Genomic DNA, 25,410 nt, shown 5'->3' with positions numbered 1-25,410 from the left:
GTTGAGGGAAGTCATCGCGCGTACCGTTTCGGTGCGCGCGATTTCGGTGCGCACGATCGCTTACGGCAAGTCCACGCCTGCACACACGGGCGGGCGCGCATCCTTGATTTGCTGCACGCCGTTGGCATCGAACTGCAATGCCGCATGCTTGGGCGCGAACGCAGGCCAGGCGGGCAATCCCTTGGCGTTGGGATTGCCACGCTGCACGAAAGCGGCCCAATAGCGCTGCAAACTCACCGGCGGCTGTCCGATCGGCAGATCCTTGAACAGGAACGGCAGCTCCGCGCTATGCGTCACCTGCCCGCCCGGTGCGGCGGTATCGAACACGTAATGCCACACCGGCACGCCAAGCGCGGCCTGCTGCTGTGCGACGGTCACTGCCGGGCAACGGAAGGTCAGATCGGTGGAGAGCTGCATCGCCGCATCGCCTTGACGTGCGGCACGCTGCGCGGCATGCGTGCGCTGCGCTTGGAGCACGGCATCGGCCTGCGCGGGATAGTCGCGACGCAACCGCGCCTGCGCGCCCTGCTTGCCGCCATATTCCAGCTCCTGCACCACATAGCCGATCAACAGCGGCACCTTGGCCTGTGCACCTTCGGCCAGCAGCGACGCAGGCGCGCGTGGCAGCATGCGTCCGTCGACAACCGCCTGCAACCAGATGTAGCCATCGTCATCCAATGCCGGCACATCGACACCCTGCCCAGCCTTGATTACTTGCTCCACCGGCAGCGCACGCAGCTGCGCCAGACGCGTTGCAGGATCATCGATACCTGCGCGCTTGGCGATATTCACACCCAGCGCACGGTTCTCTTCCAGCGAGCGCGCCGGCAATCCGAAACCGGCCGTGCCGCTCTGCTCGATCGCTGCGGAAAACAGGCCACGTGCCAGCGGGCTGAGCATCAACAGGCCCACGTCCTGACCACCGGCCGACTGCCCGGCGATGGTGACCCGCGCAGCATCGCCGCCGAACTGCGCGATGTTGTCGCGCACCCACTGCAATGCGGCGATCTGATCGAGCAAGGCATAGTTGCCGGCGGCTTCGTTATCGCCATCGCGCAGTTCCGGCAGCGACAGAAAACCGAGTGCGCCAAGCCGGTACTGCAGCGTCACCACCAGCATGTTCTGTGCGACCAGATTGGTCGGCAGATGACCATCCGCGCCGCCAGCCACATTGGCGCCGCCGTGAATCCATACGAACACCGGCAGCGGCTTGGCCGGTTGCAACTTCGGCGTCTGCACTTCGACGTACAGGCAATCTTCGGTGCCGCGCTTGGCCATGGCGTTGTTCCAGCCCAGCGCCGGCTGCACGCACGGGGTGGCAGCCTGGGTGGCATCGCGCACGTCCAACCATGCCGCAGCCGGTTGCGGTGGCCGCCAGCGCAACGCGCCCAACGGCGGGGCAGCGAAGGGAATCGCGCGGAACACCGCACTGCCGTCGTCCTGCCACTGCCCGCGCACCATGCCGTGATCGGTACGCACCTCGGGGGCGGCAGCCGCTGCGGCCGGAGCTGCCACAGCAGTGCTGGCGCTCAGCACCCCGCCAATGGCGAGCAACCAGGCAGACGCACGCATCAGGACTGCCCGCTGAGCACGCGCGCGCGCCAGGCGGCCTGGAACACCGCAGTGGCCGAGGCCACATTGAGGCTCTCGACCTTGCCACTGCCGCGGATCGACAACTGCAGGTCGCAATCGCGTGCGAACTGGCGGTCCATGCCTTCGCTTTCTGCGCCCATCACATAGACCAGCCGCTGCGGTAGCGCAGCCGCGAACACGTCTTCACCACCGTCTGCCAGCGTGGCGGCCACTGCGAATCCGGCCTGACGCAGCTGCGCCATCGCCAATGCGGTTTCGGGCAATTGCACCAGCGGCACCGCTTCGGCACCACCTTCGGCCACGCGTGCGGCCGCGCCGGACAAGCCCAGCGTGGAACCGGAAGGCAGCAACAGACCTGCCACACCAAAGTGCGCAGACGAGCGCAAAATCGCGCCGAAGTTGTGCGGGTTGCCCACGCCGTCCAGCCAGAGCGCCAGCACCGGCCCGGCCGGCAATGCGGACAGCCAGTCCTGCAACGGCTGCGGGGTGACGCGCAGCACTTCGGCCACCACGCCTTCGTGGTGGGTACTGGCGGCCAGCTTGCTGAGATCGGCGTCCTCGACCACGCGGTAGCCGATGCGCTGGGCAACGCACCACGCCAGCAGCGCCTTGAACTGCGCAATGCGCGCCTCGCTCAGATACAGCTTGCGCAACGCCTCCGGCCGCGCCTTGAACACCGCCTGCACCGCATTGATGCCGTACAGCCGCACTTCGCGCGCGTTGCCGCCAGAGGTCGCAGAAGCAGCGGGCGTACCCGAAGGCGCGTACTGCGCTGGCGCCTGCGGTGCCGGCGGGCGCGCTGCAGGTGCACGCGGCACGGCGCGTCCCCAAGGGTTGTGCGCGGCGCCAGAGGTACCGCCATCGCGCGGCGGGCGTGAGCCCCGTCCATCATGCTGTGTCATCGTCGTATCCAGTCGTTCGTGTTTCTTGCAGTGCGGAACAGGCCGTTCTCGACCCCTCCCGCGATTGCTGTATCGGTCATCCTGCAGCGCCACCAGGGTCGCTGCCGCAGGAACAGTGACGACGATGGTAAGCCACTGGCGCGATGGGCCGTGTACGGCGGTTGGGATGAAGCCGATTTCCAAAGCCTTGCCTGCCTACCGGGACCGACTTCTGGCGCGCAGGATCGGCGTGCCTCCATTTGGAAGGCTTCGCCATCGGCGTGTGTAAAAAGGTGCGGAAATTGCGCGCTCAACCCGCGCGGCATCAGCGGGTCATGGCGCGCCACAACAAGGCATCCAGGTCGTCCTGGCGCCAACGGCGCAGCACGACGCCGGCTCCGTGCTGCGTCGGTGAATCGTCCATCGCTCCGGCCCCTATGTGCGCAGCATCGACACTGCCGATACTGCGCACCCGGGCCGCACGCTGCAACTCAGCGCTTGGCGGTTTGCGCCTGCTTCAGTGCGGCGCACAGGCGGATGGTTTCGCCGGTCTGTGCAAGGCCGCGGTCGGCGCCGCTGAGTTTGGCCAGGCGCGGTTTGAAGAACGCATCCAGGCGGTCGGCTTCTTCCACGCTGCAGCCGCCGGTGGCGCCCATTCCCGGCAAACCGCCGCCGTCGAACGAACCGCTGCGCTGCACGATGCGGTCGAAATTGGCGGTGAACCACGGCCACATCGAATCGTGCGAGCTCTGGTAACTGTGCCCGCGCGACAGCAAGCCCTTCATCTCGCCGACCTTGATCGCATCGGTGAGCGCGAAGTCGCGCGCCTGCTTGAGCAATGCCGGGTCCTGCACCGTGCCCAGTGCGGTGATCATGGCGTTGCGCTGCGCAGGGTCGGCGTGCGTGCGCAATGCGCCGATCAACGCCTGCACGGCGGGCGCACCACGTTCCTGTGCGGTCACTGCCAGCACGGTGCCGAGCAGATCCGGATTGGCCTTGGAGAAGTCCAGTGCGCCGTTGCCGCCGGCCAGCACCGCATCGCCTTGCGCGAGCAGCGCGTTGCGCACTTGCGTGTTCTGCAGACGCAGCGCGAACAGGCCGGCCAGCGACGCGCGCAGCGTGGTGTCGTCGATCGATTCGCCGCTACGCCGCGTGTAACCCAACTGCTGCAGACGCGGCAAATACGCCTGTTCGGCCGCCTTGCGCAGTGCTCCGCGCTGGGCCTCGGTGGTGGCCTGGTAACGCCAGATCCACACAAAGCGATTGAGCAGCGCAGTAGACACATCGGCCGATGCGGACGGCGCCAATTGCTTGAGTGCTGCCAGCACGGCGTCGCTATCGGCATCGCCATGGCGGTAAGCCGCATCGATCGCATCGGCATAGGCGAGCTGTTCGTTTTCGTCGAGCTGGCCGATCTGCTTGCCGAGCGCGGCCAGCTGTTTCTTCGGCAGGCTGAAACGATAATAGCCTGCGCCGCGCGCGTTCGGGAACACCCAGGTGTTCTTGCCGGCGCCTTCCAGCACGATGCTGCCGCTGCCGTCTTCGAGCATCTGGCAGGCGGTGCCGACCTGGTTCTTGCCCTTGCCGTATTTCACGCACACCGGCACGCCCCATTGCTGCGCGGTGGAGCCGGTGGAGCCCAGCGGCAGGTAGCGCTGCTGCTGCAGTTTGACCACGGTCTTGCCGCCTTCGCGCGCAACCTGGGTCTGCAGATACGGCACGCCCGGCTGATTGAGGAAGCTGCGGAATGCGGCCTTGAAATCCTCACCCTTGCCGGCGGCCTCGGCGATCGCATCGACCAGATCGTCGGCGGTGGCGCTGCCGAATTTGTGCTTGGCGATATAGGCGCGCATGCCTTCGCGGAACACGTCTTCGCCGACGAAGGCTTCGAACATCGCCAGCACTGCCGCACCCTTCTGATAGGTGATGCCGTCGAAGGCGGTTTCGATATCGCCGTTGCCGGTGATCGGCTGGCGGATCTTGCGCGCGCTGACCAGGCTGTCGTTGTCCATGGCGTGCTGTGCGCCGGTGATGCGGTCCAGATTGGCGCGGTATTCCGGGTGCAGCTGCATGGTGATCTTCTGCTGCATCCAGGTGGCAAACGCTTCGTTCAACCACAGGTCGTCCCACCACTCCATGGTGACCGCATCGCCGGTCCATTGGTGGGCCAGCTCATGCGCGTTGGTGTTGAAGGAGCGCTGCACGTTCTCTGCCGGCGACTCCTTGTCCAGCAACAGCAGCCAGTCGCGGAAGGTGACAAAGCCAGGGTTTTCCATCGCACCGGCGCTGAAATCCGGGGCGGCGACCAGATCGAGCTTGTCGAACGGATAGCCGAAGGCGTAGTAGTCCTCCAGCGCGGCGATGATCGCCGGGGTCTGGTCCAGTGCCGGGGTGATGCGCGGGCCCTGGCCCTTGGCGGCGATGCCACGCAACGGCGTGGCGTTGGGGCGCTGCGGGGTGGCCGGCATGGCCGGCACGTCCACCACGTCCCACGGGCCGGCGGCGTAGGCCACCAGATAGGTCGGCAGCGGCACGGTCGGGGCGAAGATCACCGTCTTCCAGCCCTTGCCGGCCGGCTTGGTCAAGGTGGCGATGGTGTTGGCCAGTGCCTGGTCGTCGGTGGGCACGGTCAGGCTGAGGTCGAACGGGGTCTTGAACGCGGGCTCGTCGAAACCGGGGAACGCGTAGCGTGCGCTGATCGGCTCCATCTGCGTCATCGCATAGGCCTGGCCCTGGTACTTCACCTGATACAGGCCCTGCAGCTGCTGATTGAGCGGCGCGCTATAGACGATGTCCACGGTGAGCGTCTGCGGCTGCAGCGTGCGGCCGAAGTCCAGGCGCACCACACCGGCCTGCGCATCGGCTTCCACGTAGCGTGCGGTCAGCGGCTTGCCTTTGCCTTTGCCCTTGCTCTTGGCCGGCGTGATCGTGACCTTGCTGACCTTCAATTCCTTGCCATGCAGCCAGAGGTGATCGGACGCCTGCTTGAGCTGCACGCGGATGCTGGTGCGGCCGCTGAACTCGGTCTGGTCCGGGTCGATCTTGAACGACAGGCTGTAGCGCTCGGGCACCGCCCAGGCCGGCAGCCGGCCGTTGGGGACCGGCTCGCCGGAGGATTGCGCCAGCGCGGTGCCGCAGCACAGCGCAAGGAGAGAGGGAGCAAGCAGGCAGGCAAAACGACGCATCGGCAATTCCGGTCAGGGTAACCGCCGAAGTCGACCACAGCCGGGCATGACTGTCATGTGACCTTAGTCATTGCGCGCGCTTGGCGCGTTGGTAAAGGTGCGTGCGAGCGCTGAGCCACGCAATGGCGCCAAGCCAGTTGGCGCGGTCTACGGCACCGGCCACAGCACGAACATATCCACGACCAGCAGCACCAGCGCAATGGTGCCGAGCAGGGCCGCGCGCAGGATCGGGCACTGCCATGGAGCGATGTGTTGCGGTGGTTCGCCCGAGCGTTGCTGGTGCGTGGCTGGCTGCGCAGGTGCTACCGCAGTGGTGTCGGGCAGTTGTGCTGTGCCCGGTGTTGCAGCGCGTGTAGCGAGATTGCCAGCGCGCGACGCACCGCAATGCGGACAATACGCCTGCGCGGCGTGCCCCCCGGCAGCCCGCAGTGCGGATGGATCGCCCTTGGCGAAAGGCAGTGTCTGCATCGCATGCGCTCCTGGACTGGATTGCGGCGTCTGGCTCGATCACGCGGCAGTGCTGCGGGCCGTTGCGAAGACACTCCCGGCAAGGCGCCGGGGCTGCCCTGCGTCATTGCGTCAATGATGCTGGCCTTGCGCTGATGCGCTCGATGGACCCAGCGTGCGCCCCGATGTTTGGGTTTTGTTTGCGCTGCAGGCGCATGCGCACGCAGCGATCAACACCGATGCCGCAGCATCCCCGCGTCTTCGACAACCGGCAGCACCCGCTACCGGTATCACTCAGGCATGCCCGCCTACCGACGGCGTCTGCGCCTCCAGGGTCTCCAGCTCGCGTGCCACCGCTTCGGGCGACTTGGTGTATGGCGCGATCAAACTGTAGAACGCCGGCACCACATATAGCGACAACAGCGTAGACAGCGACACGCCGAAGATCACCACCACACCGATGGTGGCGCGGCTGGCCGAGCCAGGGCCGCCGGCCACCACCAGCGGAATCGCGCCGACCACGGTGGCGATCGAGGTCATCAGGATCGGGCGCAAACGCACCGATGCCGATTCCACGATCGCCTCATGCACGCTACGGCCCTCATCGCGCAGCTGATTGGCGAACTCCACGATCAGGATGCCGTTCTTGGCGGCCAGGCCCACCAGCATCACGATGCCAATCTGACTGAACAAATTGAGCGTGCCACCGGTGAGCCACAAACCGACCAAAGCACCCAGCACCGCCAGCGGCACGGTGAGCATGATCACCAACGGATGGGCGAAGCTTTCGAACTGCGCGGCCAGCACCAGATACACCACCAGCAAGGCCATGCCGAAGGTCAGCAGCACCGCGCTGCCGGACTGCTGGTATTCGCGCGATTCGCCCTTCCAGTCCACCTGCGCGTACTCGGGCAATTCTTCGCGTGCGGTCTGCTGCGCCCAGGCGATCGCATCGCCGAGCGGGTAGCCCGGCGCCAGGCCGGCACTGATGGTGATCGCACGCAAACGATTGAAGCGATTCAAGGTGCCGGCTTCGGCCACTTCGCTCAGCGTGACCAGGTTGGACAACGGAATCAGCTCGCCACGGATCGAACGCACGCGGATGGCGGTGAGGTCTTCCGGCGCCATGCGGCCTTCGCGGCCGGCCTGCAGCATCACGTCGTATTCCTCGCCGTTTTCGACGAAGGTCGTCACGCGGCGCGAGCCCATCATCGCTTCCAGCGCTCCACCGATCGCCGTCACCGGCACGCCCAGATCGGCGGCGCGCAGACGATCGATATTGACGCGCATCTGCGGGCGGGTTTCCTTGTAGTCGGAGTCGGGACCGACCAGGCCGGGATTGGCTTCCATGCGCTGCAGGATGCGATCGCGCCACTGCGCGATCTCGGCATAATCCGGCCCGCCCAGCACCAACTGGAATGGCTGCCCGCGGCTGCGCACCAACCCACCGCTCACCTGCGTGCGCGCACGCACGCCGCTGAGCACGTTGAGTTTCTGCTGCAGTTCGTCGGCCACTTCGGTGGTGGGGCGCGTACGTTTTTCCCAATCCTGCAGGAACACGCTGACGCGGCCGGTGTGCATTTCCTCACTGCTGCCAAAACCGCCGGGCACGCGCGGGTTGGCACGCACGATGGGTTTGTCCGGTCCCACGTAGGGGCCGAGGATCGCTTCGACCTGATGCATCTGCCCCACGGTGTAATCGAAGCCGGCGCCCTCGGGCCCATCGATCATGATCTGGAAATTGCCGCGGTCTTCGGCCGGTGCCAGCTCCGAGGGAATGCGGCTCATCAACCACGCGCTGGCGCCCAGCGCCAGCAGCATCAGCAGCGCGAAGATCCAGGTGCGATGCACATGCCGCTCCAGCGAGCGCCCATACGCGCCGGACACCGCCTGCATGCGGCCATCGAACCAGCGATGGAAGCGATTGGGTTTGGCCTGCCCGTGCGAGCGCAACAACTTGGACGACATCATCGGCGTCAGCGTCAGCGCCACGAACGCCGAGATCGCCACCGCCGCTGCCAACGCCACCGCCAGCTCGCGAAACAGGCGCCCGGTATTGCCTTCCAGAAAGCCCACCGGCAAAAACACCGCCACCAGCACCGCAGTGGTCGCGATCACCGCAAACGCCACCTGCCCGGTACCGCGCTTGGCGGCCACCAGCGGCGGCTCGCCCAGGTCGATGCGGCGCTGGATGTTTTCCACCACCACGATGGCATCGTCCACCACCAGGCCGATACACAGCACCAGCGCCAACAAGGTCAGTAGGTTGATCGAAAAATCGAACGCGTACAGCGCGATGAAGGCGGCGATCAGACACACCGGCACCGTCACTGCCGGAATCAAGGCCGCACGTGCGCTGCCCAGAAACACCCAGATCACCACCAGCACCAGCACCACCGCTTCGATCAGCGTGTGGTACACGCGCTCTACCGCCGCATCGATGAAAGTGGTGGTGTCGAAGGCGACGAAGATGTTGGTGCCCTGCGGCAGCGACTTCTGCACTTCTTCGGCCTGCGCACGCGCTTCGCGTGCCACGTCCAGCGCGTTGGCGGTGGAGTTGCGCACGATGCCCAGGCCCACATTGGGCACGCCGTTACTCTGGAAATAGGCGCGTCGCTCGGCCGAGGTCAGCTCGACCTTGGCCACGTCGCCCAACCGCACCACATAGCCGCCCTCGCCCTTGCTCAATGGCAACTTTGCGAAGTCTTCGGGCTTGAGATAACTGCGCTCCACGCGCAAGGTGAAATCGCGCTGCGCTGATTCGATGCTGCCGGCCGGCAACTCGACGTTTTCGTTCTGCAGCGCCGCTTCCACATCGGCCACGGTGAGTTCGCGCGCGGCCAGTTGATCGCGGTCCAGCCAGATGCGCATCGCATAGCGCTGGCGTCCGCCGATCCGCACCTGCGCCACGCCGTCCAGGCTGGAGAAGCGGTCCACCACATAGCGCTCGGCGTAGTCGGACAGCTGCAGCGTGTCCATCGTGCTGGAGCTCATGTTGAGCCACAGGATGGGGTCGGCGTCGGCTTCGACCTTGGAAATTTCCGGCGGGCGCGCCTGGTCCGGCATGCGATCGGACACGCGGCTGACCGCATCGCGCACATCGTTGGCGGCCGCTTCCACATCGCGCGACTGCACGAACTCGATACTGATATCCGAGGAGCCATTGCGGCTGCGCGCCTCGATGGTCTCGATGCCTTCGATACCGGCGAGCGCATCTTCCAGCACCTGGGTGATGCGGCTTTCCACCACCGCCGCCGAAGCGCCGGTGTATTCCACATCCACCGAGACGATGGGCGGGTCGATCGCCGGCAACTCGCGCAGCGTGAGCCGGGTGAACGACATCACCCCCAGCACGATCAGCAACAGGCTCATCACCACCGCCATCACCGGGCGGGTAATGGACAGATCGGAGAGTTTCATCGCGCTGCCTGCGTGGGCGCCACTGCAGATGTCGATGCAGGCACGGGTGCGGCCTGATCGACCACCTTCAAGCCCGGACGCAGCTTGCCGGTGCCATCCACCACGATGCGCTCACCAGCCTTGACCCCTTCCAGAATTTCCACCTTGCCATCGCGGCGCTCGCCCAGCCGCACATCGGCGCGCTCCACGCTGCTGTCGGGCTTGACCCGGAACACGTAGGACTCGCGCCCCACCTGCACCACTGCAATCTCCGGAATCACCACCGCCTCGCGCGATGGCTGAAACAGCCGCACATCCAGCAACATGCCCGGCCGCAGCCGGCGATCGCTATTGGGGAAATCCGCCCGCACCGTCACCGAGCGCGTGGTCTCGTCGATGCGCGAATCGATCGCCGCCACCACACCTTCGAACTGCGCGCCCGGATACGCCGCCGCCGTGCCATTGACGGTATTGCCGAGCTGCACCAGGCCGAACTGCGATTCCGGCACCTGAAAGTCCACGTACATGCGCGCCACATCGTCCAGCGTGGCGATCACCGTGCTCGAGGTGATCAACGAGCCGGGGCTGATCTGGCGGATGCCGAGCACGCCGGAAAACGGCGCGCGCACTTCGCGGTCGGTGATCTCTGCGCGCATCTGCTGCACGCGCGCCTGCGCCGCATCGCGCAGCGCGCGTTGCGTATCGACAGTGGATTTGGCCACCAGCTGCTGGCCAACCAGACTCAACTGACGCCGGTACAGCTGATCGGTTTCTTCGAAGGTGGCCTGCGCGGCCGTCAGCGCCGCCTGCTGCGAATTGCCACGCAGGCGCAACAGCAACTGCCCGGCCTTGACCTCATCGCCACTGTCGAAATTGACCTGCTCCACCACATCGCTCACCGCGGCGGTCAGCGCCACCGATTCGCGCGCACGCACGGTGGCGATCGACTGCACGGTCGAGTTCCAGGGTTGGGTGGCCACCGCCTGCACCGAGACCGGGATGGGCTTTGCAACGGCAGGCGCCGCAGCCTGGCGACCGCAACCGGCCAACGCAGCGGCCAAGAAGAGCGCGGCGCCAAAGCGCGCGCTGGGCAGAACAAGCATCAGAACATCCTGGCGAGGTACGTCGAAAGTTTAACGACCTAGCCGCCAGGGTGTTGACAGAAAGGCGTGCTTTGCACCATGACCAAAGACCCTTGCCGTCGTCAGCGCGATGCGCTGGTCAACGTTCCAATTCAAGAAACTCGAGTACATGGCGCGCCAGCGCCTCTACATTCTCACCATCGGCGTGAAGATGGACCTCCGGCGACTCCGGCGCCTCATAGGGCGAATCGATGCCGGTGAAGTTGGGAATCTGCCCGGCCCGCGCCTTGCGGTACAGCCCCTTCACATCGCGCGCCTCGGCGACCTCGAGTGGAACGTCCACAAACACTTCGACGAATTCCCCGGCGTCGAAGCGCTCGCGCGCCAGTTGCCGCTCGGCGCGGAACGGCGAGATGAAGCTCACCAGCACGATCAGGCCGGCATCGGCCATCAGCCGCGCCACCTCGGCCACGCGACGAATGTTTTCCACGCGGTCTTCGTCGGTGAAACCCAGATCGCGGTTGAGCCCGTGGCGCACGTTGTCGCCGTCCAGGATGAAGGTGTGATAGCCCAGCGCATGCAGCCGCTTGTCGACCAGATTGGCAACGGTGGATTTGCCCGCGCCCGACAAGCCGGTGAACCACAGCACGCGCGGGGTCTGGCCCTTGATGCGCGCACGCGCGGCGCGATCCACATCCAGATGCTGCCAGTGCACATTGCCGGCGCGGCGTAGCGCAAACTCCAGCGTGCCGGCGGCCACGGTGGCATTGCTCTGCCGGTCGATCAGGATGAAACCGCCCAGCACGCGGTTGCGCGCATACGGCGAGAACGCGATCGGCTCATCCAGCGCCAGATTGCAGTAGCCCACCTCATTGAGCTCCAGCCGCTTGGCGGCCAGCCGCTCCTGCGTGTTCACATCGACCTTGTGCTTGATCTCGCTAATGCTCGCTGTGACCGTGCGCGTGCCGATCTTGAGCCAGTACGGGCGGCCCGGCAGCAACGCGGCATCGTCCATCCACAGCAGATGCGCGGCGAACTGGTCGGCCACTTCCGGCGGATCGTCGACGGCAGCGATGATGTCGCCACGGCTGATGTCGATCTCCTCGCGCAAGGTCAGCGTGACCGCCTGGCCAGCGCGCGCGCTGTCCACCTCGCCATTGGCATCCAGCACCGATGCCACCTGCGTGCGGCGCCCGGAGGGGACCACCACCACCGCATCGCCAACCCGCACCTGCCCGGCCGCAATGGTGCCGGCATAGCCACGGAAATGCTGGTTGGGACGATTGACCCACTGCACCGGCAAGCGGAACCCGCTGCCGGCTTCCGGCGTCTCCACGTGCACGGTGTCGAGATGCTGCAACAGATGCGGGCCGCTGTACCACGGCATCCGCGTCGAGGCGCTGGACAGATTTTCGCCATCCAGTGCCGATAGCGGAATGCACTGCACATCGGCAATGCCCAGCTGCGCGGCCAGCACGCGATAGGCATCGGCGATCTCGGCGAATACCTGTGCGTCGTAGTCCACCAGATCCATCTTGTTGACCGCCAGCACCACATGCCGGATGCCCAGCAACGACACGATGTAACTGTGCCGGCGAGTCTGCGCCAATAACCCCTTACGCGCATCCACCAGCACCACCGCGACATCGGCGGTGGATGCGCCGGTGGCCATATTGCGCGTGTACTGCTCATGCCCGGGGCAATCGGCGACGATGAACTTGCGTTGGTCGGTATCGAAATAGCGATACGCCACATCGATGGTGATGCCCTGCTCGCGCTCGGCGGCCAGGCCATCCATCAACAACGCATAGTCGATGCCCTCGCCCTGCGTGCCGTGCCGGCGGCTATCGCTTTCCAGTGCTGCGAGCTGGTCGTCGAACAAGCGCTTGCTGTCGTATAGCAATCGCCCGATCAACGTGCTTTTGCCGTCATCCACGCTGCCGCAGGTGATGAAGCGCAGCAGCGGCTTTGATTCGTGTTGATGCAGGTAGGCGCTAATAGCGCCGGGAGTCGGGAGTGGGGAATGGGGATTGGCAAAGGCAGCTGCTTCCCCCGTTCCGTCCACGGCGAACCGCTGTTGCGAATCTTCAATCCCCACTCCCGAATCACTGCCCATCAGAAATACCCCTCAAGCTTTTTCTGCTCCATCGATGCACCCGGCGCATGATCGATCATGCGGCCCTGGCGCTCGGAGCTGGTGCTGACCAGCATCTCGGCGATCACCGCTTCCAGCGTGTCGGCGGTGGATTCGATCGCGCCGGTCAGCGGATAGCAGCCCAGCGTGCGGAAGCGCACCGAGCGTAGCTGCGGTGTTTCGCCTTCATGCAAGGGCAGGCGATGGTCGTCGACCATGATCCACGCGCCGTCGCGCTCCACCACCGGGCGCGGTGCGGCGAAATACAGCGGCACCACCGGAATGGCCTCGCGGTAGATGTACAGCCAGATATCCAGCTCGGTCCAGTTGGAGAGCGGAAACACGCGCACGCTTTCGCCCGGTTTGGTGCGCGCGTTGTAGAGATTCCACAACTCGGGGCGCTGATTCTTGGGGTCCCAGCGGTGGCGTGCATTGCGGAACGAGAACACGCGCTCCTTGGCGCGCGATTTCTCCTCGTCGCGGCGCGCACCACCAATGGCCGCATCGAAGCCGCCCTGCTCCAGCGCCTGCTTCAGGCCCTGGGTTTTCATGATGTCGGTGTGCACCGCCGCGCCATGGCTGATCGGGCCGATGTCTTGCGCGATGCCGTCCGGGTTGATGTGCACGCGCAGGTCCACGCCGGTCTCGGCCGCACGGCGGTCGCGGAAGGCGATCATCTCGCCGAACTTCCAGCGCGTGTCCACGTGCAGCAACGGAATCGGTGGCGGCGATGGCGCAAATGCCTTGAGCAGCAGATGCAGCAGCACCGAACTGTCCTTGCCCACCGAATACAGCACCACCGGGGCCCGGAACTCGGCGGCGACTTCGCGCAGGATGTGGATGCTTTCGGCCTCGAGCCGGTCGAGGTGAGACAGGGGCTGCAGAGTCATCGGGGTGTCGTGGCGTCGGCGGGCAGACCAGCCGATGGTAGGGCAAGGCGCCGCAGTGTGTGGCGCAGGCAGCCCGCACCCAAATAAGCGGCCGGCATAACGCGATAACGGCTCATCCTTTCTGGCCGCCGCAACGTTTCCATAACATCACTGGTCTCATCAACGCCCCCGGATCCAAATGACCGCCGCCAGTTCCGCGCTACCGCCCAGCCCCTTGCCCGACGAGCGCAAGGCGCTGCTGGAACGGTTGGTGGACGGCCTGGATTCTGCGTCACTGTGGTGGCTGTCTGGTTACACCGCCGGGCTGGCACAAGGCCAGCCGCCGCGCTCGCTCGCGGTCCTGCCGGGCGGCCAGCCCCACGCGATCGCGCAAGCGAGCCAGCGCCTGACCGTGCTGTACGGCAGCCAGACCGGCAATGCCCGCCGCGAAGCGGAGCAACTGGCCGCCGAGGCCGAGGCGGCGGGCTTGAGCGTGCGCCTGCTGCGCGCCGACACCTACCCCACCCGCGAGTTGGCCAGCGAACGCTTGTTGTATGTAGTGATCAGCACCCAGGGCGAAGGCGACCCGCCGGACGATGCGATCGGGCTGGTCGAATTTCTGGCCAGCCGGCGCGCGCCCAAGCTGCCCGAGCTCAAGTACGCGGTGCTGGGGCTGGGCGATTCCAGCTACGCGGATTTTTGCGGCATTGCGCGCCGCATCGACGAGCGCCTGGCCGAACTCGGCGGCAGCCGTGTGCAGCCGCGTGGCGAAGCCGATCTGGATATCGACAGCGTCGCCGCGCCCTGGCGTGCGCAGGCACTCACGCACGCACGCGAGCACCTCAAGAGTGGCCCGCCTTCGGCCACCATCACGCCATTGCGCAGCAGCGCGGCCGCAGCAGTGTGGTCGCATCAGCACCCGTTCGCTGCAGAGGTGCTGGCCAACCAGATCATCAGCGGGCGCGACTTCAAAGGCCCGCAATTTCGCGTCTATGCACTGCCCGTCAAGCGCGTGCGTCATCTGGAATTTTCGCTGGAAGGCAGCGGGCTGAGCTACGAGCCCGGCGATGCGCTGGGCATCCGTCATCGCAATCCGCCCGCACTGGTGGATGCAGTGCTGCAGACGCTGCGCCTGGATGGTCATGCCGCGGTCACCATTGGCGAAGAGACTCTGGCCTTGAACGAGTGGCTTGCCACCCGGCGCGAACTCACTAAACTGTCGCGGCCGCTGCTGGCCGCACATGCCGAGCGTGCGCGCGCCGAGGAGCTGCAGACGCTGCTCACCCCGACCCAGACTGCCGGCCTGGCGTCGTTGCTCTCCGATCACCAGTTGATCGACGTGCTGCGACGCTGGCCGGCGGATTGGGACCATGGCGGCCTGCTGGCCGCCCTGCGTCCGCTCACCCCACGCCTGTACTCGATCGCCTCCAGCCGCAAGTGCGTGGGCGAGGAAGTGCATCTGGTCGTGGACGAACTCACCTACCAGGCGCACGGCCACGCGCATCTGGGCTCGGCCAGCGGCTTTCTTGCCGCCCTGCGCGAAGGTGACACCGCACCGGTCTACGTCGAGCCGAACGAACGCTTCCGCGTGCCGGCCGACCCCGATCGCGACATCCTGATGATCGGCCCGGGCACCGGCGTGGCACCGTTCCGCGGCTTCGTGCAGGAACGCGCCGAAACCGGCGCCAAGGGCCGTAACTGGCTGTTCTTCGGCGCCCAGCATTTCAATACCGATTTCCTGTATCAGGCCGAATGGCAGCAGGCCCTGCAGCGCGGCGAACTGCATGCATTAGAAGTGGCGTTCTCGCGCGACCAGGCCGAAAAAATCTACGTGCAACACCGCCTGCGCGCACGCGGCGCCGAGGTCTACGCCTGGTTGCAAGGCGGCGCGCATGTGTATGTGTGCGGCGCCATCGGCATGGGTAAGGACGTGCACGCCGCCCTGCTCGACATCGTCGCCACCCACGGCGCACTCGATGCCGAAGCCGCAGCTGCGTATCTCACCCAGCTGCAGGTGGAGGGGCGGTATGCGCGCGATGTCTATTAGAGCCGGGAATCGGGATTGGGGAATCGGGAATCGGAACAGCCCGCAACTGACCTTTCCTGGCAGACCAAGCCGCTTTTTACGATTCCCCATTCCCGACTCCCGATTCCCATGACTCACTCCGTCGAAGACATCAAATCCGAAAGCCGTCGTCTGCGCGGGTCGCTGGAACAGAGCCTGGCCGATGCGGTGACCGGTGCGTTGCGTGAGGACGATCAGACCCTGATCAAGTACCACGGCAGCTACCAGCAGGATGATCGCGATATCCGCGATGAGCGGCGTCGGCAGAAGCTCGAACCGGCGTATCAGTTCATGATCCGCACGCGCACGCCGGGCGGGGTGATCTCGCCCACGCAGTGGCTGGCGCTGGATAGCATCGCCACGCGGTATGCCAATCATTCGTTGCGCATCACCACGCGCCAGGCATTCCAGTTCCATGGCGTGATCAAGCGCGAACTCAAGGCGACCATGCAGGCGATCAATGCGACCTTGATCGATACGCTGGCCGCCTGCGGCGATGTCAATCGCAATGTGCAGGTCGCGGCCAATCCGCTGCTGTCGCAGGCGCATGCCACGCTGTATGCCGATGCTGCGCGCGTGTCCGAGCATCTGCTGCCGAATACGCGTGCGTACTACGAAATCTGGCTGGACGAAGAGCGCGTCTCCGGCTCCGGCAGCGAAGAAGAACCGATCTACGGCGACCGCTATCTACCGCGCAAGTTCAAGATCGGCTTCGCCGCGCCGCCGCTCAACGATGTGGACGTGTTCGCCAACGATCTGGGCTTTATCGCCATCCTGCGCGAGGGCCAATTGCTCGGCTACAACGTCAGCATCGGCGGCGGCATGGGCGCCAGCCATGGCGATGCGGAAACCTGGCCGCGCGTGGCCAATGTCATTGGGTTTGTCACCCGCGATCAGTTACTGGATCTCGCAACCGCCGTGGTCACCACGCAGCGCGACTTCGGCAATCGCGCAGTGCGCAAACGCGCGCGCTTCAAGTACACCATCGACGATCATGGTCTGGGCACCATCGTGGCCGAGATCGAACGCCGCGCCGGTTTCGCGCTGCAGCCGGCGCAGCGGTTCGCCTTCGAACACAACGGCGATCGCTACGGCTGGGTCGAAGGCGAAGACGGGCTGTGGCATCTGACCCTGTCGCTGCCGGCCGGGCGCATCGCCGATACCGAAAGCGCCGCCCACCTGAGCGGCCTGCGTGCGATTGCGCAGTTGAACGTCGGCGAGTTTCGCATGACGCCCAACCAGAATCTGGTCATTGCCGGTGTGCTGGCCAGCGAGCGCGCACGCGTCGATGCCTTGGTTGCGCAGTACGGTCTGGATGCCGGCAATCGCGCGCCCACCGCACTGGCACGCGGCGCGATGGCCTGTGTGTCGCTGCCCACCTGCGGCCTGGCGATGGCCGAGGCAGAGCGGTATCTGCCCGACTTCAGCGCGGCCTTGCAACCGTTGCTGGAACAGCACGGACTGGCCGACACCCCGATCGTGCTGCGCCTGTCCGGCTGCCCCAACGGCTGCTCGCGCCCGTATCTGGCCGAGATCGCGTTGGTGGGCAAGGCGCCCGGTCGCTACAACCTGATGCTGGGCGGCGATCGCCGTGGCCAGCGTCTGAACACGCTGTATCGCGAGAACATCACCGAAGCGGACATACTCGCCGCACTCGAACCGCTGCTGGCGCGCTATGCGGCCGAACGCGACCAGGCCGGCGACGAAGGCTTCGGCGACTTTCTGCATCGCAGCGGCCTGATCGCCCTGCCGCCCTACCCCACCCACCGTCACCTCGACCTGGAATTGCTCGCATGACCGCGCTGCCTGTTGCATCGATCGCACCTTCCGCGCTGGACGACCTGGACGCGCTCAATGCGCAGCTGGAAGCCCTGCGTGCCGACGAGCGCGTGGCCTGGGCACTGCAACACGGCCCGCAGGACGCGGCGCTGTCGTCCAGTTTCGGCGCGCAGTCGGCAGTTACCCTGCACCTGCTCACCCAGCAGCGCCCGGACATTCCGGTGATCCTGATCGATACCGGTTACCTGTTCCCGGAAACCTACCGGTTTGCCGACGCGCTGGCCGACCGGCTCAAGCTCAATCTCAAGGTGTATCGCCCGTTGGTCAGCCGTGCCTGGATGGAAGCGCGCCACGGTCGCCTGTGGGAACAGGGCATGGTCGGCATCGACCAGTACAACAACCTGCGCAAGGTCGAGCCGATGCGGCGCGCATTGGACGAGCTCAATGTGGGCACCTGGTTCACCGGCCTGCGCCGCAGCCAGTCCGGCGGCCGCGCGCAGACGCCGATCGTGCAAAAGCGCGGCGAGCGCTACAAGGTCAGCCCGATCGCCGACTGGACCGATCGCGACGTGTGGCAATACCTGCAGGCACACGATCTGCCGTATCACCCGCTGTGGGAGCAAGGCTACGTGTCGATCGGCGACTTCCACACCACGCGCCGCTGGGAACCGGGTATGCGCGAAGAAGACACGCGTTTCTTCGGATTGAAGCGCGAGTGCGGCATTCACGAGGACATCTGAGCACTACACCCCGTCGTGATTTCTTCGCGGTAATTTCAAGCGCTGTGGCGCGCTGAATGTTTCTGCTGGCCATCCCAAGAAGTAAGGCCTCGCCGCAGCGAATGCTCAGCGCGATGCAGCCGCAGACATGCCGACCCTCATGGCGCTGCGACGCCAGTTTGATCGCGCTGCATCCAGTAGCGATCAAACAGCCACATCAGCAGCAACGAGAATCCGACCAGCGGGAAGATCAGCCCGCAGATCGCCAGCAGCAGCATCAGACCGCGCAGCGTGCGTGGTTCGGCCGGCAGCGGCGGAACGCCCAGCCTGCCGGCCGGGCGACGCTTCCACCACATCACCGCAGCGCTCACGCACAACAACACGATCGCCGCGCATGCCAGCAACAGGATCAACTGATTGGCCGTGCCGTATTGCTGGCCCAGGTGCACGTTGATGCCCCATTCCAGCGCGCGCCCTATCGGCCCGTAATCGCGATAGGTCATGTCCAGCAGCACCGCACCGCTGTACTGATCCAGATGGATAACGCGCTGCCGTTGCAGGTCGGCCGGATACACCGAGGCGGTGTACACGCCAGTGGCGCCACGCGGCGGCGAGATGCTGTAGCCCGGCACGATGCCGAGCGCATCGAAGCGCGCCATCGCCGCATCGAGCCCAAGCGCCCCGCGTCCCGGCGCAGCGACACTGCCCGCGCCACCGTGAGCCGCGTGCTCGCTGTCCGTCGAGTGCGCGTGTTGCGTCGAGTGCGCGTGTTGCGTCGAGTGCGCGTGTTGCGCCGAGTGGCTTGAGTGCTGTGAGTCCCCCGGCAGGCCTGAGTGCTCTGAGTGCTCTACAGGATTTGCATCAGAAGCACGCTGACTAGCCCCTCTCCCCGCGGGGCGAGAAGGCACGGCTTGCGCGCCACTGGCGCGCGTGCCTTGGAGCGCCCGCGCTGCTAGCGCGGGCCGGGGCGCGGAGCGGGGGTTGGGGTGAGGGTCGGCAGCACGCACTGCACTCACCTGCAACCCACCCGCCTGCTCATGCCGCGCAACAACTCCACGCCCAGGCACAACAGACTCCGGCACACGCGCCTGCCGCAACGACCATGCCGGATCGGTCGTCTCGGTCAACCGCTGCTGCGACATCGGCTGCTGTACCCGCAGCCCAGCCGGATACCCGAAATCATGCCCATTGACCCAGCGATTGACCTGCGCGCCCCACAGCCACGACCACGGCATGCCGGTCAGCGCCAGGAACAGCAACACCGCGCCCACACTCGCCCCGGTGACCGCATGCAGATCGCGCCAGAACAGCCGTTGCGCCGGCTTGCCGCGCACGCTCAACACCCCGCCGCGTCGCCCGCGCGGCCACCACAGATACATACCGGTCAGCACCAGCACGATCGCCCAGCCGGCCGCCATTTCGATCAACCCGCGCGCAAACGGCCCGATCAACTCCAGGCTGTGCAGCCGACGAATCGTCCAGCCCAGGGTGCCATGCTCGGGTAGCGTACCGAGCACGCGTGCGCGGTACGGATCGACATAGACCACTCGCCGCATGCCGTGCGCATCGACCAACCCGATCTCAGCGCTGGCATCGGCACGACTCGGCGTGGTGTAACGGAACAAGGTGCCGCCATCGCTGCGCTGCGCCGCATCGACCAATTGCTGCGCAGACACGCGCAGCGCGCCCACCGGCACGACTTTCAACCCGTGGTGCACGCTGCGATCGATCGCGTCCTGATACAGAAACGCTGCACCGGTCAGCGCCAGCCAGATGATGAAAGGCAGCACCAGCAAGCCGGCATAGAAATGCCAGCGCCATACCGCGCGATAGAAGCGCCAGCGGCTGTCCTGACGCAGCTCGGCACCAGCACCCTGAGCAGTCGATACGCGCATCAGAAGCTCCAATCCCAGGACAGCGACAACGCACGCCCGTCGCCCGGCGAATAACCGGAACTTCCGGTGTCGTACCACGCGTACACATACGCACGATCGGTCACGTTGCGCAGCTGCAGGCTGAGCGCATTGCGCGCATCCACGTTCCAGCGCGCGCCCAGATTGAGCAGGGCGTAACCACCGGTGCGGCCCAGCGTATTGCTGCGCTCCAGATAATAGTCGCCTTGCGCATTGCCCCAGGCGCTGAGCTGCACAGCCGAAGTGAGTTGCCATTCCAGCCCGGCAGTCGCCAACCAGTGCGGCACGTTTTCGATCTCCTTGCCGCGCGTGGCCGGTGCGCTCGGATCGGGTGTAGCGATGCTGGCCTTCTGCCGCGAATACGACAGCCAGGCCCGCCAGTGTTCGGCCGGCTGCAGATTCAGTTGCGCATCCCAGCCGCGCCGCAGCGTGCGCCCCACGTTGGCCACATCGCCGACACCGGCCACGCCATTCACTCCCAGAATAGTGGCGACTTCACCGGACGCGCGCTGTTCCCAATACGCCAGGCGCCCGTCCATTACAGCCGATGGAGCGAACTTGAAACCGGCCTCCCAGCCATCGTTGATCGATGGGCCTAGATTGCCGGGCTGGCGACGATATGCACCATCGCCGCTGCCGATCTGGAAGCTGCGGCCCCAATTGGCGTACATGCTGCTCTGCCCGACAAGCCGATAGCTGGCGCTGAACTTGGGCTGCTTGATGGTGCCGTAGTCGTAGGTGGGCGCGTAGAGGCCCGCGCGCACATCGTGCAGCTGCCCATCGACGCGGTCGATGCGATAGCCCGGCACCACCTGCAGGCGCTCGATCGGTGTCAGCACCGCCTGCACATAAGCTCCGCGTGTGCGCAGGTCGTAATCCCAATCGCGCAATTGCGCACCGCGCACGCGCGCCACGGTGCGGTAACGCTGCGACTGGTTGTCCTGCCACTGCGCATCCACGCCGGCTTCCAGGTTGGCGCTCAGCGCGCCCCAATCCGGCTGCCAATTGCCACGCAATAGCAGGCCGCGATGGGTTTCGTCGGTATCGCGTTCCTGCTGCAGGCCGGCTGCGGAAAACCGCACCCAACGCCGATTGCGATAGTCGTTTTGATAGGCCTTCGCGCTCCACTGCGCATCGGCGCCCAGCGTGCCGTCCGCATGCAATGCGGTCTGCCGTAGCTGGCGTTCGCTGCGATCGTCCTGCGCATAACCTGGCGAACTGCGCGGCGCCGTACGCGCGCTGGCCGCATCCAGATAGCCCGCTTCCAGCGCATGATTGTCGTAGTAACGCGTGGTAAGCCCGGCGCGGAACGCAGCATCCGGGTCGGTGTAGAACCACTTGCCGGCCACGCTACGCTTACGCGCCTCGGCATGGTCGCGATAGCCATCGGAATCGCGCCACGCCAGTACATAGTTCTGGCTCCATGCGCCATGTTCGAAGCCCTTGCCCAGCTGCACCTCGCGCGCACCGAAGCTGCCGGCCGTCACGCTCAAACGGCCATCGTTACCGCCGGTGCGGGTCAGCACGTCCACGCTGCCGGCAATCGCATTCAGACCGTAGCGCGCATCGTTGGTACCGCGCACGATCTCGATCGCGCTGATGTCCTGCGGAAACACCGCGTCCAGATACGGCATGCCACCGGCATTGTCGTTGCTGGGGATGCCGTCGATCAGCAGCTTCACTGCATTGATCCGTCCCTCGCCGTTGAAGCCACGAAACGAGAACCGCCCCGCATCGGTGCCCATGCGGAACTGGGTGACCTGCACACCCGGCGCGCGCATCAGCAGCTCCCAGCTGTAATCCACGTGCTGATCGTGCAGCAGCTCGCCGCCGATCACATCCACCGAACTCAGCACGCGCGCCGTGTTCGGGCTGCGCTGGGTCTGGCTCACCTGCACCTTGCCCAGCGTCAACGCCGCATCCTGTGCCTGCACCTGGCAGGCAGGCCACCACACCAACGCCAACGACGGCGCATACCACATCGTTTTCAATAACCGCAGACGCATGACCAACCCTTCGCCGTGCCGGCACGGCAACACCGCCACGCGCCGCGGCATAGCAGCGGGCACAGGCATCACTTCAGGAAAGCGGGCCGTCCATGCAGCGGCAGGCGGGCACGCCGGAAGACCAGGCGTGCAATCAACACAACGCAGCGGACGCCCGCGATGGGGCCAGACTCACGCGTGCAGCGGCGGCCCACGTGCCCCGAGTGCGGCCCAGCGCACGACCGACCACGCCCGTGCATGGGTGTGCATGGGCGCCGGCGCCGACCGGAGTTGCAGCAGACACAGCACCAGCAGCGCCAGCCACGGCAGCAGCCGCGCAGCCAGCACGCAGTAATCGCAAGCTTCGCCGTGCATGCCGGCAGCGTGTTCGCCGGTTTGCGGCTTGGCTGGCGACGCGGCGCTGTCGTGATGATGCGCGGCAGTCTGCGCCGGCATGGCCTGGTGGCCTGCGTGCACCGACCCGCCTGCGTCCAATGCCGGCCCGCTCATGCACATCGGTTCGACCGACTGCGCCTGGCTCCAACGGCTGATCAGCGGCGCCACCAGCATCAGCGCCACCGCCAGACAGGCAAGCAGATGCAGCCAACGGTGATGACGGAACGAACGCATCGCGCGAGTGTAAACCGCCGCCTACCGCGCGGCGATGCTTGCGGCCGGTGCGCGACCGGATGTCGCACCCGGATGTCGCACCCTCGAGTCGTCGCGACCTCTTCAGTACTGATCGTTGCTCCGCCGCAACACACCCCGCAATTTGCGTCACGACATCGCAAACAAACCAAAACGCCGCCCCTCCACTGTCGGGGCCGGCAGTCACAGTTCCATCCACGAGCGTGATCGCACCCACATGCCAGCCCCTGCCATGCCCTATGCTTGTCGCTTATCCAATTAATTCTGCGCGCGCATGAGCGTCTTGTTCGATTCAGCGGCTGAGCCCCTTCCCTGCGCGCCCAAACCAGCGAGCGAAGCGTTGCGCCTGCAGGCGCTGCGCAGCTACGGCATTCTCGATACGCCGCGCGAGGCGGCATTCGAAGACATCACCAGGTTGGCCTCGATCATCTGCCAGACCCCGATCGCGCTGATCAGCCTGGTGGACGCCGACCGCCAATGGTTCAAGAGCGAGCGCGGCATGGGCGAGCGCGAGACGCCGCTGTTCAAGTCGATGTGCGCGCATGCGCTGCTCGACAACGACGTGCTGGTAGTGCCCGACACGCGCGAAGACATCCGCTTTGCACGCAACCCGCTGGTCACCGGCGAGGTGCCACTGCGGTTTTATGCCGGTGCGTTGCTCAAGACCAGCGAAGGCCTGTCGCTGGGCACGGTCTGCGTGCTGGACCGGCAACCGCGTCAACTCACTGACGAACAGGTCGAAGCGCTGCGAGCACTGGCACGCCAGACCATGGCGCAGCTGGAACTGCGCCGCGCGCTGCAGACTGCCGAAGAGTCCGACCGCTATCGCAGCCGACTGATGGCGATCGCCGGGCACGACTTGAAAACCCCGCTGCGCACTGCGGCCTATGCCATCGACAAGATGCGCCGGCACGCCAATGTCGATTCCATTCCCACCCTGGTCACCGCACGCGATGCGATCGGCGTGGTGGCACGCAGCCTCGACGAACTGGCCACACTGGCCGCCGCGAGCAAGAGCTCCACCCCGGATCTGCAGCCGCTGGCACTGGAAGACGTGCTGCACGCGGTCCTCGGCGTGTGGCGGCAGCCGGCGAGCGACAAATGCCTGGCCTTGCGCCACGTGCCCACTTCGCTGCGCGTGCGCAGCCACGCCACGCTGCTGACCACGCTGATCGGCAACCTGGTCGGCAACGCGGTCAAGTACACCGAACGCGGACGCGTGCTGGTCGGCGTGCGCCGCCGCCCCGGCTATGCCGAGGTGGAAATCATCGACAGCGGCATCGGCCTGAACCTGGACCACCCCGAACAGGTGTTCCAGGCGTTTCGCCAGGCGGATCCGAACAGCGAAGGGCTGGGCATCGGTCTATGGATCGTGCACCGCACTGCCGAAACCCTGGACTGCGAGGTGGATGTGCGCCCACGCCCGGCAGGCGGTACCTGTTTCTCGGTGCGCATCCCGCTGGCCTGAGCGCGGCAATGCGTCGCGCATAAAAAAAGGCGGACCCGGGCTCCCGACCCGGATCCGCCGCCAAGCACGCCAGGTCTCTCCCCAGGGACCCGGGTGCGCCATCGCGCAGCCTCGCGCAATGGTGATGCGACAGCGCTGGCAACCCCTCGACGACACCGCCAAACACACCGGCCATGCGATCACTGCATCGCCGGTCCTGCGCCGTCCACCCCTAGACGTCCGAAAGTGTCGCGTTATGGTTGCTATAAGGATTTACGACAGCGCAGCGCGCAACTTGATACGGACCGATGACGCCGATCCGGCGGCCCTGACACGTGTAGGGAGAATCACTGACAGCGTATTTCCGGGTTAGTGTGAGCCTGCGCGCAGGCTATTGATCGCATTGAGATTTTCGCAACCACGTACGTTGCAGTGCAGCATCCACGCGCGCGACAGATGAGGCCGTCAAAGCTCAGGTTCGGCCGCATCCTGCCGCGCAAACCACTCGGCCGAATGCACCTCTTCGGCTGCGACCTCCAACAGCTGACGCAGCACCGCCAGCGGAATCTGCACCTGGGTGTCGCCGGCCTGCACTGCCACCCATAACGCTTCGTCGTGCGGGTCGGCCAGTACCGTCAGCAACGCATGCTCGCGGCCGTCGAGGTTGGCCGACAGCTGCAACGACATGCCGCCGTCCTGGTCGGGCGACCACAGCCGGCTGAGAGGCGGACGCAGTGGCTCGGTCAATCGCTCGGTCATCGGTTACAGCGCCTCACAGTGGCAAACGGAGATCGCGCGCATAGCAAACCGGAATTGGTATACCCCGCGCGCAGACTGCAGTGTACGAACAGTCCCTACCGATTCCGAACGCTGATACCAGCATGATGCAGTTGTTACGTGGACGTACTTTCGGTGTGTCTCATGCTGGTACGCGCCCAAGCGCCCTCAGTGACCGGAGCATTCGCGTAAAACTGGCAGGCACCGTGAGCGGCGATAGTCGATGCGCGGTGCCGCATCCGGGAGCGGGACACGCCGCAAGTACGTCCATGTAGGCTCGGTGGCGGCATCCATGCCGCCACACGGTCCCGCACCCGGATACGGCACCACGCTTCCACTCTTTGCGGCTGCTGATGGGCAAGCAATGATTTCAGGTACGCATAATGCTTGCGGGTTCCACAGTAGATTTCTGCAGTCGATGTGGTTGGCATCAATCCATCGTTTCGCCACTGTGAGGTCATGATCCGAAGAAGGGCCAGTGAGCCAG

The 25,410-nt window shown here is 65.7% G+C and carries 16 protein-coding genes and 1 pseudogene; 4 read left to right on the top strand and 13 right to left on the bottom strand.

Annotated elements, in window-relative coordinates:
• Positions 1-60: 60 nt before the first annotated feature.
• The 9 genes and pseudogenes from FFY45_RS02325 to cysD form a co-directional block, all read right to left on the bottom strand.
• Positions 61-1,572: a carboxylesterase/lipase family protein gene (locus FFY45_RS02325; protein WP_439333503.1), complete on the bottom strand. Its 1,512-nt coding sequence runs from the start codon at positions 1,570-1,572 to the stop codon at positions 61-63.
• Positions 1,572-2,495 (bottom strand): TrmH family RNA methyltransferase, encoded by a 924-nt coding sequence (locus tag FFY45_RS02320; protein ID WP_176339264.1) that lies wholly within the window; start codon positions 2,493-2,495, stop codon positions 1,572-1,574. The genes FFY45_RS02325 and FFY45_RS02320 overlap by 1 nt, the downstream gene beginning before the upstream one ends.
• 242 nt (positions 2,496-2,737) lie before the next feature.
• Positions 2,738-2,898 (bottom strand): annotated as a pseudogene (locus tag FFY45_RS02315) (GNAT family N-acetyltransferase); the annotation flags it as partial.
• 67 nt (positions 2,899-2,965) lie between these two features.
• Positions 2,966-5,659 (bottom strand): M1 family metallopeptidase, encoded by a 2,694-nt coding sequence (locus FFY45_RS02310; protein ID WP_176339262.1) that lies wholly within the window; start codon positions 5,657-5,659, stop codon positions 2,966-2,968.
• A 147-nt stretch (positions 5,660-5,806) separates the two neighbouring features.
• Positions 5,807-6,127, bottom strand: a complete 321-nt coding sequence (locus FFY45_RS02305) for a hypothetical protein (RefSeq protein ID WP_176339260.1) — start codon at positions 6,125-6,127, stop codon at positions 5,807-5,809.
• 273 nt (positions 6,128-6,400) lie between these two features.
• Entirely contained in the window at positions 6,401-9,526 is a 3,126-nt protein-coding gene (locus FFY45_RS02300; protein WP_176339258.1) for an efflux RND transporter permease subunit, read from the bottom strand.
• Positions 9,523-10,608, bottom strand: a complete 1,086-nt coding sequence (locus tag FFY45_RS02295) for an efflux RND transporter periplasmic adaptor subunit (RefSeq protein ID WP_176339256.1) — start codon at positions 10,606-10,608, stop codon at positions 9,523-9,525. The genes FFY45_RS02300 and FFY45_RS02295 overlap by 4 nt, the downstream gene beginning before the upstream one ends.
• A 118-nt stretch (positions 10,609-10,726) precedes the next feature.
• The gene (cysN, locus tag FFY45_RS02290; protein WP_176339254.1) at positions 10,727-12,703 is read right to left on the bottom strand and encodes a sulfate adenylyltransferase subunit CysN; all 1,977 of its coding nucleotides are present in this window, start codon (positions 12,701-12,703) and stop codon (positions 10,727-10,729) included.
• Positions 12,703-13,611 carry a sulfate adenylyltransferase subunit CysD gene (gene cysD / locus FFY45_RS02285; protein ID WP_176339252.1) on the bottom strand — a complete coding sequence of 303 codons (909 nt, stop codon included), beginning with the start codon at positions 13,609-13,611 and terminating at the stop codon, positions 12,703-12,705. Before cysD ends, cysN begins: the two co-directional genes overlap by 1 nt.
• Before the next feature lie 178 nt (positions 13,612-13,789).
• On the opposite strand from cysD, the gene FFY45_RS02280 reads away from it, so the two are divergent.
• From FFY45_RS02280 to FFY45_RS02270, 3 genes are all read left to right on the top strand, one after another.
• Positions 13,790-15,637 carry an assimilatory sulfite reductase (NADPH) flavoprotein subunit gene (locus FFY45_RS02280; RefSeq protein WP_176339250.1) on the top strand — a complete coding sequence of 616 codons (1,848 nt, stop codon included), beginning with the start codon at positions 13,790-13,792 and terminating at the stop codon, positions 15,635-15,637.
• A gap of 108 nt (positions 15,638-15,745) precedes the next feature.
• Positions 15,746-17,452 carry an assimilatory sulfite reductase (NADPH) hemoprotein subunit gene (gene cysI, locus FFY45_RS02275; protein WP_176339249.1) on the top strand — a complete coding sequence of 569 codons (1,707 nt, stop codon included), beginning with the start codon at positions 15,746-15,748 and terminating at the stop codon, positions 17,450-17,452.
• The gene (locus FFY45_RS02270; protein WP_115040836.1) at positions 17,449-18,174 is read left to right on the top strand and encodes a phosphoadenylyl-sulfate reductase; all 726 of its coding nucleotides are present in this window, start codon (positions 17,449-17,451) and stop codon (positions 18,172-18,174) included. Before cysI ends, FFY45_RS02270 begins: the two co-directional genes overlap by 4 nt.
• Positions 18,175-18,311: 137 nt before the next feature.
• On the opposite strand, the gene FFY45_RS02265 is transcribed toward FFY45_RS02270, so the two are convergent.
• The 3 genes from FFY45_RS02265 to FFY45_RS02255 all read right to left on the bottom strand — a co-directional run bounded on the left by FFY45_RS02265 (position 18,312) and on the right by FFY45_RS02255 (position 22,681).
• Positions 18,312-20,048: a PepSY-associated TM helix domain-containing protein gene (locus FFY45_RS02265; RefSeq protein WP_176339247.1), complete on the bottom strand. Its 1,737-nt coding sequence runs from the start codon at positions 20,046-20,048 to the stop codon at positions 18,312-18,314.
• Positions 20,048-22,048, bottom strand: a complete 2,001-nt coding sequence (locus FFY45_RS02260; RefSeq protein ID WP_176339303.1) for a TonB-dependent receptor — start codon at positions 22,046-22,048, stop codon at positions 20,048-20,050. Before FFY45_RS02260 ends, FFY45_RS02265 begins: the two co-directional genes overlap by 1 nt.
• Before the next feature lie 195 nt (positions 22,049-22,243).
• A complete protein-coding gene (locus tag FFY45_RS02255) occupies positions 22,244-22,681 on the bottom strand; it encodes a DUF2946 family protein (RefSeq protein ID WP_176339244.1) in 438 nt (145 codons plus the stop codon).
• A gap of 292 nt (positions 22,682-22,973) precedes the next feature.
• Between FFY45_RS02255 and FFY45_RS02250 the strand changes: the two genes are divergently transcribed.
• The gene (locus tag FFY45_RS02250; RefSeq protein ID WP_176339242.1) at positions 22,974-24,167 is read left to right on the top strand and encodes a sensor histidine kinase; all 1,194 of its coding nucleotides are present in this window, start codon (positions 22,974-22,976) and stop codon (positions 24,165-24,167) included.
• A gap of 444 nt (positions 24,168-24,611) precedes the next feature.
• On the opposite strand, the gene FFY45_RS02245 is transcribed toward FFY45_RS02250, so the two are convergent.
• Positions 24,612-24,893: a hypothetical protein gene (locus tag FFY45_RS02245; RefSeq protein ID WP_176339302.1), complete on the bottom strand. Its 282-nt coding sequence runs from the start codon at positions 24,891-24,893 to the stop codon at positions 24,612-24,614.
• Positions 24,894-25,410 lie beyond the last annotated feature (517 nt).

This window comes from Xanthomonas hortorum (genome assembly GCF_011305375.1).
GTDB classification, from domain to species: domain Bacteria; phylum Pseudomonadota; class Gammaproteobacteria; order Xanthomonadales; family Xanthomonadaceae; genus Xanthomonas; species Xanthomonas hortorum_E.
This window is presented reverse-complemented; position numbering and strand designations above follow the sequence as displayed.